We start from the raw sequence: 16115 nt of genomic DNA, 5'->3' as shown, positions 1-16115 counted from the left end.
GCGCCAATAAATACGGCTGCTGACAGCGCAGAACACGTCATATCAAAAGAGCCTGTTCCACAGGCGCTTGAGCGCATTCGGCTGTTCCTCCCGCTCGCTGGTCGATTGAGGTGCCAAGGGCCGCGGGGAAGGTGGCGCGGCGGACGGGCGCGGCGCTTGGCCACTGCGTTTGCGCTGCTCACGCTGGTCCCGGAGTGCGAGTAGTTCGGGGCTGTCCGGATGGGCTTCCAGGCCATGCTTGATATAGGCCCGCGCCAGGTCGCGATCGCCCTTGGCATACGCGCTTTCGCTCATCTGGGCGTAGAGCAGCGCCACCTGGTTCAACCCGGCCAGCGCCTGGGCGTTCCTCGGCTCCAGGCCGAGTATCTGCCGGTAATAGAACACCGCGCTGTCATCCTCGGGCTCCAGCAGGTGTTCTTCGGCGATGCGCTGCTCGGCCAGTTGCCGGTAGCCGGCGATCCGCGCCGCGGCTACCCGTTGCAGTCCTTGTCGGGCCTGCGCGTTGGCTTCGTCGAGCTGCAAGGCCTGGTTGAAGAAATACTCGGCATTGTCCTGCGCCGGCTCGACCAGCTGGCCCGCCGCCAGGCGCTGTTCGCCACGTGCCAGCAGCTCGGTGATCTCGATCCGCTGCTGCAGGTACAGGCCGGTGCCGCTGGCAGCGCCGAGCAGCAGCAGGCTGCCGAGTGCCCACAGCGCCAGGCGCCTGTTCGGGCTGCGCCGGCGGGCGGGCTCGGGCTCGGCCTCCGCCTGGGGCGGCGCAGGATCGATCAGGGCCGGCGCGAAACGGGTAGATTCCAGCTCCACCTCGCTGGGCTCGTCCGGTTCGTCCGGTTCGTCCGGATGCTCTGGCTGGTCCAGCTCATCGAGCGCCTGCAGCAGCGCCCGGCAGTCGGCGAAGCGCTGGTTGGGGTCCTTCGCCAGCATCCGCTCGAGCAGCGCCTTGTACGGGCTGATGTGCGCCGGCAAGCTCGGCGCCGGCATCTGCACGTGGTTCATCACGGTCTGGGTATAGCTGGCGCCGCGGAACGGATTGGTGCCGATGAGCATCTCCAGGAAGATCACGCCCAGGCTGTAGATGTCGGTGCGGATATCCAGCGGCTGGCACTGCGTCTGTTCCGGGCTGCTATAGGCCGGGCTGCCGACCGCGATGCCAAGCCCGGTGAGCTCGCTGTCCATCTCCAGCGCCTTGGCGATGCCGAAATCGGTGATCACCACCGTGCCGTCGCCGCGGAAGAGGATGTTCGCCGGCTTGATATCGCGGTGGATCAGGCCCTGCTCATGCACCACGGCGAGGCCGGTAGCGATCTGCCGGACGATATCCAGGGCGCGCCTCGGCTCGAACACCTCGCCCTTGTGCCGGGCCAGGTCGCCGCCGCCGACGAACTCCATGGCCAGGTAGTAGCGGCCATCGGCCAGTCTGTTGATGTCGTGGATGGTGATGATCGTGGGGTGGTGCAACGAGGCGACGATATGCCCCTCGCGGATGAAGCGCTTGCTGAACGCCTCGTCATTGGCGTTGAGCAGTACCTTCACCGCCACCTTACGGTGCAGCGACTCCTGGGTTGCCAGGTAGACTTCGGCCATCCCGCCTTGGCCAAGCCGGCTATGCACGCTATAGCCGGGTATCTCGGGTAATCGTTCGTCCATGAAAGAATCCCTGCGCAGCCACTGATTGGGGGATCGCCGATACTGTCGGGCGAATGTCACCCGTCGGATCAGGTCTCTAATCAATTAAGAGCGGGGAACTTTTCCAATAGTTCCCGGCTCGCCGTCTGCTGCCGTCCTGGCGCTTCGCACTGCGCCTGGCTGGGCAGAACCCCGGCCTGTCGGGCCGAATGTCACCCGTCGGATCGGGTCTCCAATTAATAAGAGCGGGGAACTTTTATGATAGTTCCCGGCTCGCCATCTGCCGCCGTCCTGGCGTTTCGCGCTGCGCCTGGCTGGGCGAACCCCGGCGTGTCGGGCCGTCAGGCCAGGCTCAGAGCGTGCCGAAGACCTTCTGCGCCGAGGCCTGCCGTCTTGGCCGGCGACTGCGCAATGCCGGCATATGAGCCTATCCTGGGACGCTGCAAGCGACCGCCGGCAGTCGTTCAGCAGCGTTTCATAGCCCAACGGAGGTGAGCCACATGTCACGAATGGTTTCGCTCCTGGCATTGCTCGGCGCCTTGTACCTGGCGCTCTGCGTCGCGGCGTGGGGGTTGCAGCGTTCGCTTATCTACTTCCCCCAGCCCCGCGCCATCGCCAGCCCCGCCACGCTGCTCAGGCTGCCGGTCGCCGACGCCGAGGTGCTGGTTTCCGTGAGGCCCCACGACGGCCCGAAGGCGTTGCTCTACTTCGGCGGCAACGCCGAGGACGTGTCCCTCAACCTGCCGGAGTTTGCCCGAGCCTTTCCCGAGCATGCACTCTACCTGCTGCACTACCGAGGCTATGGCGGCAGTTCCGGATCGCCCTCCGAGGCGGCCATCACGCGCGATGCCATGGCCTTGTTCGACAAGGTGCAAGCCGCCCACCCGCGTATCGTGGTGGTCGGGCGCAGCCTCGGCTCGGCTGTCGCCGTGCGCCTGGCCAGCCAGCGTCCGGCATCGCGCCTGGTGCTGATCACGCCGTTCCATAGCCTGCAGGAGTTCGCCGCCAGCCAGTTTCCCTATCTTCCGGTGAGGTGGCTGCTGCGGGACAAGTTCGAATCCTGGAAATACGCACCGCACATCGCCGTGCCGACTTTGCTGATCGCCGCCGAACACGACGAAGTCATCCCGCGTTCAAGCACCGAGACGCTCTATGCGCATTTCGCCCCCGGCGTGGCCAGGCTCGAGGTCGTCCCGGGCGCGGGGCACAATTCGATAGACGCGAGCCCGCGGTTCCTGGAACTGCTCCGCAGCGGGCTGTGAGCGCGCCGGCCTTCCCGGCTCAGGACCGCTCCTCGTCCAGCGCCTTGTCCGACGCGATAGGCGGCTCGATGCCCCAGTCGCCGTGCAGGTACCAGTCGTCGCCAAGCATCTCGGCGGGGTGCATGGTGCGGTCCGCGCCATTACCGCAGGCCAGGGCGTCGGCCGCGCAGTAGCGGTCGCAGCCCCAGCAGATGCGTTCGGGGTGCTTGGGGCTGATGGGAAAGGGCTTGGCCATGGCGTTCCCCGAGGCGTCGATGAGAGTGGCTTGCACGCTACAACGCCTGCGGCGAACCGCCCTTGACCAGGGTCAAGAACCCTCGGCGCCCGCCGGCTACACCGTGGCCGCCGGCTCGAAGCGCACCGCCAGCTTGCGCAAGGCCACGTAAAACACCGGGGTCAGGAACAGCCCGAACAGCGTCACCCCGAGCATCCCGGAGAACACCGCCACGCCCGTGGCGCGGCGAATCTCGCTGCCGGCGCCGCTGCCGATCAGCAGCGGCACGGAACCTGCGACAAACGCCACCGAGGTCATGACGATCGGCCGCAGGCGCAAGCGGCAAGCCTCCAGCGCCGCCTCGACGATGCCCTGGCCCTGGAGCTCCAGCTCTCGGGCGAACTCGACGATCAGGATCGCGTTCTTGCAGGCCAGCCCCATCAGCACCACCAGCCCCACCTGGACGAAGACGTTGTTGTCGCCGCCGCTGAGCCACACTCCCGACAAGGCCGCGAGCATGCACACCGGCACGATCAGGATCACCGCCAGGGGCAGCGTCCAGCTCTCGTACAGGGCCGCCAGGACCAGGAACACCAGCATCACCGCCAGCGGAAAGACCACCGCCGCGGCATGGCTTTGGGTGACCTGCTGGTAGCTCAGGTCGGTCCATTCCAGGGTGATGCCGCGGGGCAATACCCGGGCGGCGATTTCTTCAAGCTTGGCGATCACCTGGCCCGACGACAGCTGCTTGGGATCGGAGTCGCCGATCAGGTCGGCGGCCGGGTAGCCGTTGTAGCGCACCACCGGGTCGGGGCCGTAGCTTGGCGTCACGCTGATCATCGCGCCGAGCGGCACCATCTCGCCCCGACCGTTGCGCACCCGCAGATTGGCGATGTCCTCGGCGGTCTGCCGGTAGGAACTGTCGGCCTGGGCCATGACCCGGTAGACCCGGCCGAACAGGTTGAAGTCATTGACGTAGACCGAGCCCAGGTAGGTCTGCAAGGTGTTGAACACATCGCTCAACGACACCCCTTGCGCCTTGACCTTGACCCGGTCCACCTGCACCTCCAGCTGCGGGATATTGGCCTGGTAGGAACTGACCGGATAGCTCATGCCCGGGGTCTGCGCCACCGCGTTCTGGAAGGCGCTCAAGGCATTCTGCAAGGCGCCGTAGCCCAGCCCGGCGCGGTCCTCCAGGTACAGCGAATAACCCGAACCGTTGCCCAGCCCCTGGATCGGCGGCGGCAACAGCGCATAGGCAAAGCCCTCATGGACCTGCGCCAGCTTGGCGTTGAGCTCGGCGTTGATTTCCTGCGCGCCGCGCTGGCGCTGGTCGAACGGCTTGAGGATCACGTAGGCGGCCATGACGTTCGGCGTGTTGACCGCCTGCAAGGCATTCAGGCCGCTGAAGGCCGGCACCGTTTCCACGCCCTCCACCGAGCGCGCCATCTCGATCAGCTCGCGGGTCACCGCATCGGTGCGGGCCAGCGACGCGCCTTCCGGCAATTTGGCGCCGGCGAACAGATAGAGCTTGTCCTGGGTCGGGATAAAGCCGCCCGGCACTAGGTTGAACATCCAGGCCGTACCGACCAGCAGCAAGGCGTAGACCAGAAACACCGAGCCACGCCGCCCCAGAGAATGCGCGACCAGGCCGTGATAACCGTCGGAGCGGCGTTTGAACATCCGATTGAAGGCGCGGAAAAAGCCCCCGAACACCTTCTGGATGCCGCGCTCCAGCCAGTCCTGCGGCGCGCCGTGGGGCCGGAACAGCTTGGCCGCCAGGGCCGGCGACAGGGTCAGGGAGTTGATCGCCGAGATCACCGTGGAAATCGCGATGGTCACCGCGAACTGCTTGTAGAACTGGCCGGTGACGCCCGACAGGAAGGTCATGGGAATGAACACCGCGCACAGCACCAGGGCGATGGCGATGATCGGCCCGGACACCTCCTTCATCGCCCGGTGCGCGGCCTCCCGCGGGTCGTAGCCCTTCGCGATGAAGCGCTCGACGTTTTCCACCACCACGATCGCGTCGTCGACCACGATGCCGATCGCCAGCACCAGGCCGAACAGGGTCAGGGTGTTGATCGAATACCCCAGCAGGTACAGCCAGGCGAAGGTGCCGATCACCGACACCGGCACCGCGATCAGCGGGATGATCGAGGCCCGCCAGGTCTGCAAGAACAGGATCACCACCAAGACCACCAGCACCACCGCCTCCATCAGCGTGTGCTGCACCGCGCTGATCGATTCCCGGACGAACACCGTCGGGTCCCACACCGCCTTGTAGGCCACGCCCTCGGGAAAACGCCGGGACAACTCGTCGAGCTTGCCGTAGACCGCCTCGGCGACCTGCAACGCATTGGCCCCCGGCGACAGAAAGATCCCGACCGTCGCCTGGTTGCGGTCGTCCAGGTGCGCGCGCAGCGTGTAGTCGCCCGCGCCGAGCTCGACCCGCGCCACGTCCGACAGCTTCACCAACTGCCCGTCCGCCCCGCTCTTGAGGACGATATCGGCAAATTCCTGCTCGCTGCGCAAACGCCCGCGCACGCTGATCGACACCAGGAAGTCGGCGCCCTGGGGCGAAGGCTCGGCGCCCAGCTGGCCGGCCGAGACCTGCACGTTCTGCTCGCGGATCGCGTTCACCACGTCGGCGGCGGTCAGGCCGCGGGCGGACAGGCTGTTGGGGTCCATCCAGATGCGCATCGCATAGTCGCCCGAACCGTAGACCCCGACGTCGCCGATGCCGGGCAGCCGCGACAGCTCGTCCTTGACGTGCAGGGTCAGGTAATTGCGCAGGTACAGCGAGTCGTAGCTGTTGTCCGGCGACAGCAGGCTGACGTACATCAGCGGCGTCGGCGACTGCTTCTGGGTGGTCACGCCGTACTGCCGCACCTCCTCGGGCAGCCGCGACAGTGCCTGGCTCACGCGGTTTTGCACGCGCACCGCGGCGGTGTCCGGGTCGATGCCGGGAACGAAGGTGATGCTCACCGCCAGGCTGCCGTCGGAGCCGGCGACCGACTTCATGTACATGATCCCTTCGACGCCGTTGAGCGCCTCTTCCAGGGGCACCGCGACCGACTCGGCGATCTCCTTGGGGTTGGCCCCCGGGTAAGTGGCGCGCACCACCACGCTGGTCGGCACCACCTCGGGGTATTCCCCGGACGGCAGCACCGGGATGGCGATCAGGCCGAGGGCGAAAATAATCACCGAGAGCACGATGGCGAAGATCGGTCGGTCGATGAAGAATTTGGAGAAATCCATGGCCGCGCCTCCTTATTTCGCCAACGGCAGCTGGGGCGCAGCGGCGGCTGCCTGCTGCGTCGGCGCGGCGATTTCCCGGGGCTGCACCGGCATGCCCGAGAAGAAGATTTTCTGCGCGCCGTTGAGCACCACCCGGTCGCCGGCCGCCAGCCCGGCATTGATGATCCGCAGGCCGTCCAACTGGCGGCCCAGGCTGACGTCCTTGCGCAGGGCCTGGTTGTCCGGGCCGATGACGTAGACGTATTTGCGGTCCTGGTCGGTTTGCACCGCACGGTCGTCGATCAGCACGGCGCGGGTCTCGCTGGCGCCCTCAAGCCGCACCCGGGCAAACAGGCCCGCGGTCAGCCGCCGCTCGGGGTTGGGCAGCACCGCACGCACGCGGATGGTGCCGGTGGCCGGGTCGACCTGGTTATCCAGAAAGTCCACGGTGCCAGTCAGGGGAAAGGTCCCCACATCGTTGGCCAGGCCGACCCGCACGGTATTGCTCACGCCCGGCCGCTGGCCCTTGCCCAGCAGCTCGGTGTAGCGCAGCAGGCTCTGCTCGTCGGCGTCGAAATAGACATACATCGGGTCCTGGGAAACGATGCTGGTCAACACGCTCTGGTCGGCCTGGGCGAGGTTGCCGAGGGTCAGCATGGCCCGCCCGACACGCCCGGAAAACGGCGCGCGGACCTGGGTGAAATCAAGGTTGAGCTGGGCCGTGGCCACCTCGGCGACGGCCGCGTTCACATCCGCCACGCCCTGGGCCAGGGTGGCGCTGCGAATATCGCCCTCCTCACGCGACAGCGCCGACTGCCTGACCAGCGCCTGGCCGCGACGGTCCTGCTCGCTGGCCAGGCGCACCGCGGCCCGGGCGCGCGCCAGCCGGGCCTGGGCACTGGCCAGCGCCTCGCGGTAAGGACGCGGATCGATGACGAACAGTGTCTGGCCCTTTTCCACCTCGTCGCCCTCGCGAAATGCCACGCGGTCGACATAACCGCTGACTCGCGGCCGCAGGTCGACGGCATCGATCGCACTGATGCGGCCATTGAACAGGTCCCACTCTCGCACCGCCTGCACACTCACGGTCATCACCTCGACCACCGGCGCCGTGGTGGCGACCGGCTGGGCCTTTTCGTTACAGCCGCCGATCGCCAACAGCAGGCACAGCCCTGCCAGTTGGCGGATGGAAGAACAGCCTCGACCGAGCACCCGGCGAATTCGATTCATGAACGTGGACTCCCGCTGCATCAGAGATATTGATTTATAGGCAGGCGGAATATAAAAGTTAAAGCCAACTTTAAGTAAAGCCCCTTCGGAGGGCCCATGAAAAACCCCAACGAGCCGCTCCTGACCATCACCGAAGTCGCCCGGCGCAGTGGCGTCATGGCCTCGGCGCTGCGTTTCTACGAGTCCCGCGGGCTGCTCCATGCGGTCCGCGCGGGCAGCGGCCACCGGCGCTACCCGCGCTCGGTCCTCAGACGGATCGCCTACATCGTGTTCGCCCAGCGCATCGGTTTCTCGCTGGATGAAATCATCCAGCAACTCACCGGCCTGCCTCTCAACACGGCGCCGGCGGGCGCGGACTGGCGGCGCCTGACCGCCACCTGGAAAACCCGGGTGCAGCAGCGCATCGCCGAACTGGAGCGGCTGAACATGAGCCTGGAGGAATGCATAGGCTGCGGTTGCATGTCGCTGGAGCATTGCCAGCTCAACAACCCCGAAGACATTTATTCGCGCAACGGCTGCGGCGCCCGGCGCTGGCTGGGGGACCAGAAAATCACGATCCCCGGCGAGCCGCAGGCCGATTGATCGAGGGGGTCGCCTGCCCTCCCCGGCGGCGACCGTTCGATCCGCGCCAGCGCCTTAGCCGCGCAGCACGAACACCGGGAACATCTCGCGCAGGTGTTGCCACAGGTCGGGCACCAGCACCTGTTGCGGCGCAGTCGTCAGTTGCGGGTCGAGCATGCGCGCGGTACGCACCATCTGCACCGCGAAACGCTTGACCCCCAGGGCTTGCAGGCGCTGGCCGAGGAGCAGCAGGCGGGCCGGCTGCAGCAGGTGCCAGTGCACGGTGGTGCGGCATTCGTAGTCGACGCCGCTGGCTAGCAGCAGCTCCAGGCTGCGCCAGTTGGCCTTGCCGCTGCCCGGGACGCCAGTGATCATCGGGCCGTCTTCGGCCAGGGCCTTGACGTCGAAGCCAACCCAGTCGGCGCCGGCCAGCGCCCGGGCAAAGGCCGCCGGCTTGATGCCGGCGCTGTGCAGGCCGATGCGAAAACCCATGGCCCGCACCTCATCCATCGCCGCCGGCAAACCGTCCTGCAGGGTCGGCTCGCCGCCACTGAACACCACTGCGTCCAGCAGGTCCTGGCGGCGTTGCAGGAAACTCAGGACTCGGCACCAGTCCAGCTCCTCGCTGCCCCGCGGCGGGATCAGTTGCGGGTTGTGGCAATAGCGGCATCGCCAGGCGCAGCCCTGGCAGAACAGCACGCAGGCCAGCAGGCCCGGGTAGTCGAGAGTGGTCAGGGGCACCATGCCCCCAACCCGCATCTTTCGGCTCATTGGCGCCCTGCCGTCGCCTGCTCGGTGAAATGCACGCGCTCGCGGTGCTCGGACTGCTTGCCCGGGTTGAACGCCGAGACCGGGCGGTGATAGCCCATCACCCGGGTCCAGACTTCGCAGCGTTGGCGTTGCGCCAGGGGCGGTGTGTGCTGTGCATTCATGGTCGAACTCCTTGCGGTTGGGAAAAGGCGGATCAGTGCACGGTGCCCGAAGGCTGGGCCTGCAGCAGGGCTTCGTCGCACTTGGGGCAGAACTCGTGTTCGCCGTCGAGGTAGCCGTGCACCGGGCAGATGGAAAAGGTCGGCGTCACCGTCAGGTACGGCAGGTGGAAACGCCCCAGGGCCTTGCGCACCAGTTGCTTGCAGGCCGCGGTCGAGGAAATCCGCTCGGCCATGTACAGGTGCAGCACGGTGCCGCCGGTGTATTTGCACTGCAGTTCGTCCTGCAGCTCCAGGGCCTCGAACGGATCGTCGGTGTAGCCCACCGGCAGCTGCGAAGAGTTGGTGTAGTACGGCGCCTCGCGGCTGCCGGCCTGGAGAATGCCGGGGTAGCGCTTGAGGTCTTCCCTGGCGAAGCGGTAGGTGGTGCCTTCGGCCGGGGTCGCCTCGAGGTTGTACAGATGGCCGGTGTCTTCCTGGAAGCGCACCAGGGTGGCGCGCACATGGTCCAGTAGGCGGAGGGCGAACTGGCGCCCCTGCTCGGTGTGCATGCCCTGCTCGTCGCCACTGAAATTGCGCAGCATTTCGTGCAGGCCATTGAGACCGATGGTCGAGAAGTGATTGCGCAGCGTGCCCAGGTAACGCTGGGTGTAGGGGTACAGGCCGGCGTCCATATGGTGCTGGATCACCTTGCGCTTGACCTCCAGGCTCTCCATCGCCAGTTCCATCAGCGCGTCCAGGCGCTGCAGCAGGCCGCTGGTATTGCCCTTGAACAAATAGCCCAGGCGCGCGCAGTTGATCGTCACCACCCCCAGGGAACCGGTCTGCTCCGCCGAGCCGAACAGGCCGCCGCCGCGCTTGAGCAGCTCGCGCACGTCCAGTTGCAGGCGGCAGCACATGGAGCGCACCTGGTTGGGTTGCATGTCCGAATTGAGGAAGTTCTGGAAATACGGCAGCCCGTAGCGGGCGGTCATCTCGAACAGGCGGTCGGCGTTCTCGCTGTCCCAGGGGAAATCATGGGTGATGTTGTAGGTCGGGATCGGAAAAGTGAACACCCGGCCCTTGGCGTCGCCGGCCTGCATCACTTCGATATAGGCGCGGTTGAGCAGGTCCATTTCGGCTTGCAGTTCACCGTAGGCGAAAGGCATTTCCTCGCCGCCGATCACCGGGACCTGCTCGCGCAGATCCTCCGGGCAGACCCAGTCGAAGGTCAGGTTGGTAAAGGGGGTCTGGGTGCCCCAGCGCGACGGCACGTTGAGGTTGTAGATGAACTCCTGGATCGCCTGGCGCACCTGCGGGTAGCTCAGGCGGTCCTTGCGCACATAGGGCGCCAGGTAGGTGTCGAACGAACTGAAGGCCTGGGCCCCGGCCCATTCGTTCTGCAGGGTGCCGAGGAAATTCACCATCTGCCCCAGGGCGCTGCTCAGGTGCTTGGGCGGCCCGGCCTCGACCCGCCCCGGCACGCCATTGAGGCCTTCGTGCAACAGCGTGCGCAACGACCAGCCGGCGCAGTAGCCGGCAAGCATGTCGAGGTCGTGGATATGCAGGTCGGCCTCGCGGTGGGCGCGGCCGATATCTTGGCTGTAGACCTCGTCCAGCCAGTAGTTGGCGGTGACCTTGCCGGACACGTTGAGCACCAGTCCGCCCAGGGAATACCCCTGGTTGGCGTTGGCCTGCACCCGCCAGTCCTCGCGGTCGAGGTATTCGTTCATCGAGGCCGCCACTTCGACCAGGGTCTTGCGGTCGCGGCGCAGGCGCCCGTGCTGTTCGCGATAGACGATGTAGGCACGCATGGCCAAGAAGAACCCGGCGTCCATCAGCACCCGCTCGACCCGGTCCTGGATCTGCTCGACGTGCAGCTGCGCATGCCCTTCAAGGTGAGCCAGCACCGCCTTGAGCAAGCCCTCGGCCTCGACGGCGCCGTACTCGCCGCTGGCCTTGCCGGCGGCGATCAACGCCTGGCGGATCTTGTCCGCATCGAAGGCAACCCGGCTGCCATCGCGTTTGTGCAGGCGATTGTTGCCCACCCTGATCAGCGTGCTGTGCATTTGACCTCCAGACACTACATATAGGTGTTTTTAAATCTGAAAACACAAGATGCGGGGAGATTACGGAGAGTCGGTTGGATTGCCATTGATCGCGATCAAGTTTTTTGGGGTCGTGTACATATCCATTTTTTTGGTAACGGCGACTTAGGATTCCGCCCTTACGGCGGCTCACTTTGGAAGATCCGGAAGCCGGCCCAGTCCAAAGTAAGCAAAACGCTCTTGCCCCACCACTCGGTGCCTTGCTAAGGCTCGGCATGCCCTCCCTCCGGCATTGATCCATGGCCTGGGGCGGCTAACCCGGCATCCCTGCCGGGTTACCCACGGCTCAATGCCTGCGTTCGGCCATCGTGGTTAACGGGGCGCTCAGATCAAAAACAACGCGAGGCGGCCTACCGGCCCGCCTGGCTGAGAATGCACTCCCTGTAGCCGCTGCCGAGCGCAGCGAGGCTGCGATCGAGGCCGAAGGACTCGCCAGGCGGGCACCGCATATCCCCAGATCCTGCGAGGTGTCAGGTTTAGCGGCCCTGCGGGCCGATCGCAGCCTCGCTGTGCTCGGCAGCGGCTACACAAAGCATGTCCGGCAGAAGAGCCGTAGCGTGACGATGGCCTGTGGCGGCGTGCCCCCGGAGCAATGCCTGCGTTCGGCCAGCGCGGTTAACGGGGCGCTCAGATCAAAAGCAAGACGGCGGCCTGCCGGCCGGCCTGGCTGAGAACGCGGGCCCTGTAGCCGCTGCCGAGCGCAGCGAGGCTGCGATCGAGGCCGAAGGACTCGCCAGGCGGGCACCGCGTTTCCCCAGATCCTGCGAGGCGTCAGGTTTAGCGGCCCTGCGGGCCGTTCGCAGCCTCGCTGTGCTCGGCAGCGGCTACACAAAGCATGTCCGGCAGAAGAGCCGTAGTGTGACGATGGCCTGTGGCGGCGTGCCCCCCGGAGCAATGCCTGTGTTCGGCCAGCGTGGTTAACGGGGCGCTCAGATCAAAAGCAAGACGGCGGCCTACCGGCCGGCCTGGCTGAGAACGCGGGCCCTGTAGCCGAGCACAGCGAGGCTGCGATCGAGGCCGAAGGACTCGTCAGGCGGGCACCGCGTTTCCCCAGATCCTGCGAGGCGTCAGGTTTAGCGTCCCTGCGGGCCGATCGCAGCCTCGCTGTGCTCGGCAGCGGCTACACAAAGCATGTCCGGCAGAAGAGCCGTAGTGTGGCAAAAACAGCAAGCTCCGCCCGGCTTTGGCTTTGGCTTTGGCTTTGGCTTTGGCTTTTGCTTTTGCTTTTGATCTTGATCTTGATCTCTAGCGCCCCGTTAACCACGCTGGCCGAACGGAGGTATTACGGAGCGGGTAAACCGGCAGGGATGCCGGTTTAGCCGCCCCGGGCCATGGATGGCCCGTGGCGGCGGCCCGCTCCGTAATGCCTGCGTTCGGGCACACCGAGCCTAAGCGAGGCGCCGAGTGGTGGGGCAAGAGCCCTTTGGTTACTTTGGGGCTTTTCCAAAGTGACCCGCCGTAAGGGCGGAACCCTAAGCCGCCGTTACCGCAGCAACGGATATCCCCCCAATCTCACCCCCCACTCATATTCATAAACCGCACCACCTGCACCGTGCCTTCGGGGTTGAAATCATGACGCCACGGCTTGCGCCGCAACGCTTGCTGCACGGCCTCGATCAGCGGCTGGTCGCCCAGCGGATAACGGCGCAGCAAGCCGCGCAGGTCCAGGGCATCGTCCTGGCCCAGGCACAGCAACAGCTTGCCTTCGACGGTCATGCGCACCCGGTTGCAACTGCCGCAAAAATTGTGGCTGTTGGGCGAGATAAAGCCGATCCGCGTCTGCGGGTGACGCTCCAGGCGCATGTAGCGCGCCGGGCCGCCGCTGTTCTCGGTGCTGTCGAGCAAGGCATGGTGGCGGGCGATCAGCGCCCGCACCTCGTCGCTGGAACAGAAAGACTCGCCCCGCGAACGACCGACGTCACCCAGGGGCATTTCCTCGATAAAGCTGATATCGATGCCCTGCTCGATGGCGTACTGCACCAGCTGCGGCACCTCCTCGAAGTTGCGGCCCTTCATCACCACGCAGTTGAGCTTGATCCGCTCGAAGCCCGCCCCGCGCGCCACCTCGATGCCGCGCAGCACCCGGTCGAGATCGCCGTTGCGGGTGATGGCGCGAAACTTCTGAGCGTCCAGGCTATCGAGGCTGATGTTCATGCGCTTGACCCCAGCCTCCGCCAGCGGCCGGGCCAGGCGCGCCAGTTGTGAGCCGTTGCTGGTCATCACCAGTTCGCGCAGGCCCGGCAAGGCGGCGATATTGCGGCACAGCTCGACGATGCCCGGGCGAATCAGCGGCTCGCCGCCGGTGAGGCGGATCTTGCGCACGCCCTGGCCGACGAACAACGCCGCCAGCCGCTGCAGCTCTTCCAGGGTCAGCACCTGCTGGCGCGGCAGGAAGGTCATGTTCTTGGCCATGCAATACACACAGCGAAAATCGCAGCGGTCCGTCACCGACATCCGCAGATAATCGATCTGCCGCCCGAAGCCATCCCGCATCAGCTTGTTCATTCCATTCCCCTTGGCCACACCGTTCACTGCACCAGCGGCGAGTCGGCGCCTTGCAGCTGGATGCCGCGAATATCGGCGGCGCCGACCAGGGTCTGCAGGTACTGCACCACGGCCTTTTGCCAGACGCCCTGCTGCAGCTGGTTGCGGATCGCCGTCGCCACCGCCTCATAGGGCAAGGCCTGGCCTTCGACCCGCTGGTCGACGCTGACCACATGCCAGCCGTAGCGGCTTTCCAGCGGTTTGGCGACCAACCCCGGGCCCTGGCCAAACAACTGGCGCTCCAGCTCCGGCACGGTCTGGCCCTTGCTGATCTGCCCCAGGGAGCCGCCCTGGGCTTTCGACGGGCAAGCCGAATACTTCAACGCCAGCTCGGCAAAACTACCGGGCTGCTCATCCAGGCGTTGCAGCACGATCTCCGCCTGGACCCGGGCCGCGCTACGCGCCCCGGCATCGTCCGGCGCGCATTCGAGCAAAATGTGCCGCACCGCCAGCAACGGCGCGCTGTGAAAACGCGCACGGTTGTTGTCGTAGTAACGCCAGCAAGTGGCCTCGTCGCACTCCGGCACCTGCACCTCGCGTTCGAGCAACAAACGGGTGGCCGCCTCCTCTTCGTTCTCGCCGGCGCCGATCTCCAGCGTCAGCTCGAGCTCGGCGATGCGCTGCTGCAACAGCTCGCGGATCACCAGCGCCCTGGACGCCAGGTAAACCGCCTCCTCGCGGCTGGCCGCCGGGTGATATTGCAGCTCCCGGGCCAGCGCCTGCGCAGTGATCGGCACCTGGTTGACGCTGATGATCGGCCACTCCTGCTCGCTGCTGGCGATCAGTTGCGCGGGCGCCTCGTTATCGCTCACCGGCGCCTGGCCCGGCGGCGTGAACTCACGCACGCCGGCCTTCTCGGCCTTGCCTTCAACCGCGGCCTCGATGCTGATTTCGCTTTCCCCCAGCACCGGCTCCTCGCGGGCCGAAGACCCGCAACCGCCGCTGCCACCTTTACCGCCGCCACATCCACATCCACCTGACATGAGCGTCTCCTCAGACTTTCTGCCGAACGATTTGATAACGCCGCCCCAGGTACCAGACCGGCGCGCTGACCATGTGCACCAGGCGGGTAAAGGGGAACAGTACGAACAGGCTCAGGCCGAGGAACACGTGCAGCTTGTAGGTCAGGCCGACCGGGGCGATGGCCGCCGCCGCGTCCATGGGCCGCAACAGCACGATGTTCTGCGCCCAGTTAGCGAGCATCACCATCACCGAGCCGTCCATGTGCGCGGTGGACGCAGCTATGGTCAAAAGGCCCAGCAGCAACTGCGCCAGCAGCACCAGCAGGATCAGGATGTCCGAAGGGCTGGACGTGGCGCGCACCCTCGGGTCGGTCAGGCGGCGCTTGATCAGCATCAGCAGGCCGACCAGGCACAGCAGGCCGAAGAAGCCGCCGGAGACCATCGCCAGCAATTGCTTGTGCTCGGTGCTGATCACATGGTGATAGACCGAGGCCGGGGTCAGCAGGCCGACAAAGTGCCCGGCCAGCACGAACAGCACGCCGACATGGAACAGATTGCTGGCCACGCGCATGCCGCGGTTGTCGAGCATCTGGCTGGAACCGGCCTTCCAGCTGTACTGCGACAGGTCGAAGCGCGCCCAGCTGCCCAGCAGGCAGATCGCCAGGGCGACGTAGGGATAGATCCCGAACACCAACAGATTCCACTTAGACATTGCCTACCTCCCCGGCTGGCGCGGCGGCCAGCCCCTGATGCTGAAAATCCACCCAGTGCAGCGGTACCGCGCTTTCCTCCCGGGGCTTGCCCGGCGCGCTGGGCATGGCGCTGCAACGGTCCTGCTGCTCGGCCTTGAGAAAGTCCACCGCCTCCTCTTCCCAGACCTGGTCCAGGGCTTCGAGGGAGTCGTCGCGCCGCTCGGCCGCCACCTGCTCGCGCAGGTCGGCCACCGCCTGGTGCGGCTCCTCGCCGGCGATCTGCAGCAAGGCGCGCAAACAACTGGCGTAGGCGCTTTCGCGTTCCTCCAGGCGCGCCGCGAGCAGGGCCAGCAGGTGCGCGACATCGGCCAGGCCCTCGCGGGCCTCGAGGTCGTCGCGGGTAGAGAGAAACTCCAGGTACAGCGGGAGGTAGTCCGGCAGCTCCTTGACGCCGATGGCAAACCCCGCCGCTTCATACTGCGCGAGCATGTCGACCATGGCCTGGCCACGGTCGCGGGACTCGCCGTGCACATGCTCGAACAGCAGCAGCGACAGCGAGCGGCCACGGCCGAACAGCGCGCCGTAATGCTCCTGGCCATCCATCAGGTCGTTGTTGCAGAGCAGCTCCAGCAGCTCGAACAGCGCACCGCGCTGCTTCGGGCTGATTTCCCGGGCCTGGATAATCGCCTGTTCCAGCTCGTCGCGGCCCTCGACCAGGGCCTGGCTCGGGTAGTCGAGCAACAGCGAAATCACTTTAAGGATGCGCAT

General features: G+C 66.1%; 13 protein-coding genes. 2 read left to right on the top strand and 11 right to left on the bottom strand.

What is annotated here, in order from left to right; genetic code table 11:
* Nucleotides 1–42: 42 nt before the first annotated feature.
* Nucleotides 43–1647 carry a serine/threonine-protein kinase gene (locus BLV20_RS00575; protein WP_092295459.1) on the bottom strand — a complete coding sequence of 535 codons (1605 nt, stop codon included), beginning with the start codon at nt 1645–1647 and terminating at the stop codon, nt 43–45.
* 479 nt (nt 1648–2126) lie between these two features.
* On the opposite strand from BLV20_RS00575, the gene BLV20_RS00570 reads away from it, so the two are divergent.
* Nucleotides 2127–2888, top strand: coding sequence for an alpha/beta hydrolase (locus BLV20_RS00570; protein ID WP_092295456.1), 762 nt, complete (start codon nt 2127–2129; stop codon nt 2886–2888).
* A gap of 19 nt (nt 2889–2907) precedes the next feature.
* Here BLV20_RS00570 and BLV20_RS00565 read toward each other — a convergent pair whose 3' ends face one another.
* From BLV20_RS00565 to BLV20_RS00555, 3 genes are all read right to left on the bottom strand, one after another.
* Complete coding sequence (locus BLV20_RS00565; protein ID WP_092296957.1) at nt 2908–3123, bottom strand: DUF3079 domain-containing protein; 216 nt, start codon at nt 3121–3123, stop codon at nt 2908–2910.
* Between the two features lie 96 nt (nt 3124–3219).
* Nucleotides 3220–6363: an efflux RND transporter permease subunit gene (locus tag BLV20_RS00560; protein WP_092295453.1), complete on the bottom strand. Its 3144-nt coding sequence runs from the start codon at nt 6361–6363 to the stop codon at nt 3220–3222.
* A 12-nt stretch (nt 6364–6375) separates the two neighbouring features.
* The gene (locus tag BLV20_RS00555; RefSeq protein ID WP_092295450.1) at nt 6376–7572 is read right to left on the bottom strand and encodes an efflux RND transporter periplasmic adaptor subunit; all 1197 of its coding nucleotides are present in this window, start codon (nt 7570–7572) and stop codon (nt 6376–6378) included.
* Between the two features lie 96 nt (nt 7573–7668).
* On the opposite strand from BLV20_RS00555, the gene soxR reads away from it, so the two are divergent.
* Complete coding sequence (gene soxR / locus BLV20_RS00550) at nt 7669–8154, top strand: redox-sensitive transcriptional activator SoxR (RefSeq protein WP_092295447.1); 486 nt, start codon at nt 7669–7671, stop codon at nt 8152–8154.
* Nucleotides 8155–8208: 54 nt separating this feature from the next.
* Here the strand turns inward: soxR and BLV20_RS00545 are convergent, their stop codons facing one another.
* The 7 genes from BLV20_RS00545 to narJ all read right to left on the bottom strand — a co-directional run bounded on the left by BLV20_RS00545 (nt 8209) and on the right by narJ (nt 16115).
* Nucleotides 8209–8904, bottom strand: coding sequence for an anaerobic ribonucleoside-triphosphate reductase activating protein (locus BLV20_RS00545; RefSeq protein WP_175540112.1), 696 nt, complete (start codon nt 8902–8904; stop codon nt 8209–8211).
* Complete coding sequence (gene nrdD / locus BLV20_RS00540; RefSeq protein WP_092295441.1) at nt 8901–9065, bottom strand: anaerobic ribonucleoside-triphosphate reductase; 165 nt, start codon at nt 9063–9065, stop codon at nt 8901–8903. Before nrdD ends, BLV20_RS00545 begins: the two co-directional genes overlap by 4 nt.
* 32 nt (nt 9066–9097) lie before the next feature.
* Entirely contained in the window at nt 9098–11110 is a 2013-nt protein-coding gene (locus tag BLV20_RS00535; protein WP_092295438.1) for a ribonucleoside triphosphate reductase, read from the bottom strand.
* Between the two features lie 1551 nt (nt 11111–12661).
* Entirely contained in the window at nt 12662–13654 is a 993-nt protein-coding gene (gene moaA, locus BLV20_RS00530; RefSeq protein WP_092295435.1) for a GTP 3',8-cyclase MoaA, read from the bottom strand.
* Nucleotides 13655–13677: 23 nt separating this feature from the next.
* On the bottom strand, nt 13678–14676 hold the full coding sequence (locus BLV20_RS00525; RefSeq protein ID WP_092295432.1) for a peptidylprolyl isomerase: 999 nt from the start codon (nt 14674–14676) through the stop codon (nt 13678–13680).
* A gap of 10 nt (nt 14677–14686) precedes the next feature.
* Nucleotides 14687–15367, bottom strand: a complete 681-nt coding sequence (gene narI / locus BLV20_RS00520) for a respiratory nitrate reductase subunit gamma (RefSeq protein ID WP_092295430.1) — start codon at nt 15365–15367, stop codon at nt 14687–14689.
* A complete protein-coding gene (gene narJ, locus BLV20_RS00515) occupies nt 15360–16115 on the bottom strand; it encodes a nitrate reductase molybdenum cofactor assembly chaperone (protein WP_092295427.1) in 756 nt (251 codons plus the stop codon). Before narJ ends, narI begins: the two co-directional genes overlap by 8 nt.

It is taken from the genome of Pseudomonas sp. NFIX28, assembly GCF_900107395.1.
GTDB lineage: Bacteria > Pseudomonadota > Gammaproteobacteria > Pseudomonadales > Pseudomonadaceae > Aquipseudomonas.
This window is presented reverse-complemented; position numbering and strand designations above follow the sequence as displayed.

Excerpts from the sequence above, each read along its gene's own strand:
- BLV20_RS00545 (WP_175540112.1), bottom strand. The coding sequence starts at position 8,904 with ATGAGCCGAAAGATGCGGGTTGGGGGCATGGTGCCCCTGACCACTCTC.
- moaA (WP_092295435.1), bottom strand. The coding sequence starts at position 13,654 with ATGAACAAGCTGATGCGGGATGGCTTCGGGCGGCAGATCGATTATCTG.
- BLV20_RS00575 (WP_092295459.1), bottom strand. The coding sequence starts at position 1,647 with ATGGACGAACGATTACCCGAGATACCCGGCTATAGCGTGCATAGCCGG.
- BLV20_RS00565 (WP_092296957.1), bottom strand. The coding sequence starts at position 3,123 with ATGGCCAAGCCCTTTCCCATCAGCCCCAAGCACCCCGAACGCATCTGC.
- soxR (WP_092295447.1), top strand. The coding sequence starts at position 7,669 with ATGAAAAACCCCAACGAGCCGCTCCTGACCATCACCGAAGTCGCCCGG.
- BLV20_RS00555 (WP_092295450.1), bottom strand. The coding sequence starts at position 7,572 with ATGAATCGAATTCGCCGGGTGCTCGGTCGAGGCTGTTCTTCCATCCGC.
- BLV20_RS00570 (WP_092295456.1), top strand. The coding sequence starts at position 2,127 with ATGTCACGAATGGTTTCGCTCCTGGCATTGCTCGGCGCCTTGTACCTG.
- BLV20_RS00560 (WP_092295453.1), bottom strand. The coding sequence starts at position 6,363 with ATGGATTTCTCCAAATTCTTCATCGACCGACCGATCTTCGCCATCGTG.
- nrdD (WP_092295441.1), bottom strand. The coding sequence starts at position 9,065 with ATGAATGCACAGCACACACCGCCCCTGGCGCAACGCCAACGCTGCGAA.
- narI (WP_092295430.1), bottom strand. The coding sequence starts at position 15,367 with ATGTCTAAGTGGAATCTGTTGGTGTTCGGGATCTATCCCTACGTCGCC.
- narJ (WP_092295427.1), bottom strand. The coding sequence starts at position 16,115 with ATGCGCATCCTTAAAGTGATTTCGCTGTTGCTCGACTACCCGAGCCAG.
- BLV20_RS00535 (WP_092295438.1), bottom strand. The coding sequence starts at position 11,110 with ATGCACAGCACGCTGATCAGGGTGGGCAACAATCGCCTGCACAAACGC.
- BLV20_RS00525 (WP_092295432.1), bottom strand. The coding sequence starts at position 14,676 with ATGTCAGGTGGATGTGGATGTGGCGGCGGTAAAGGTGGCAGCGGCGGT.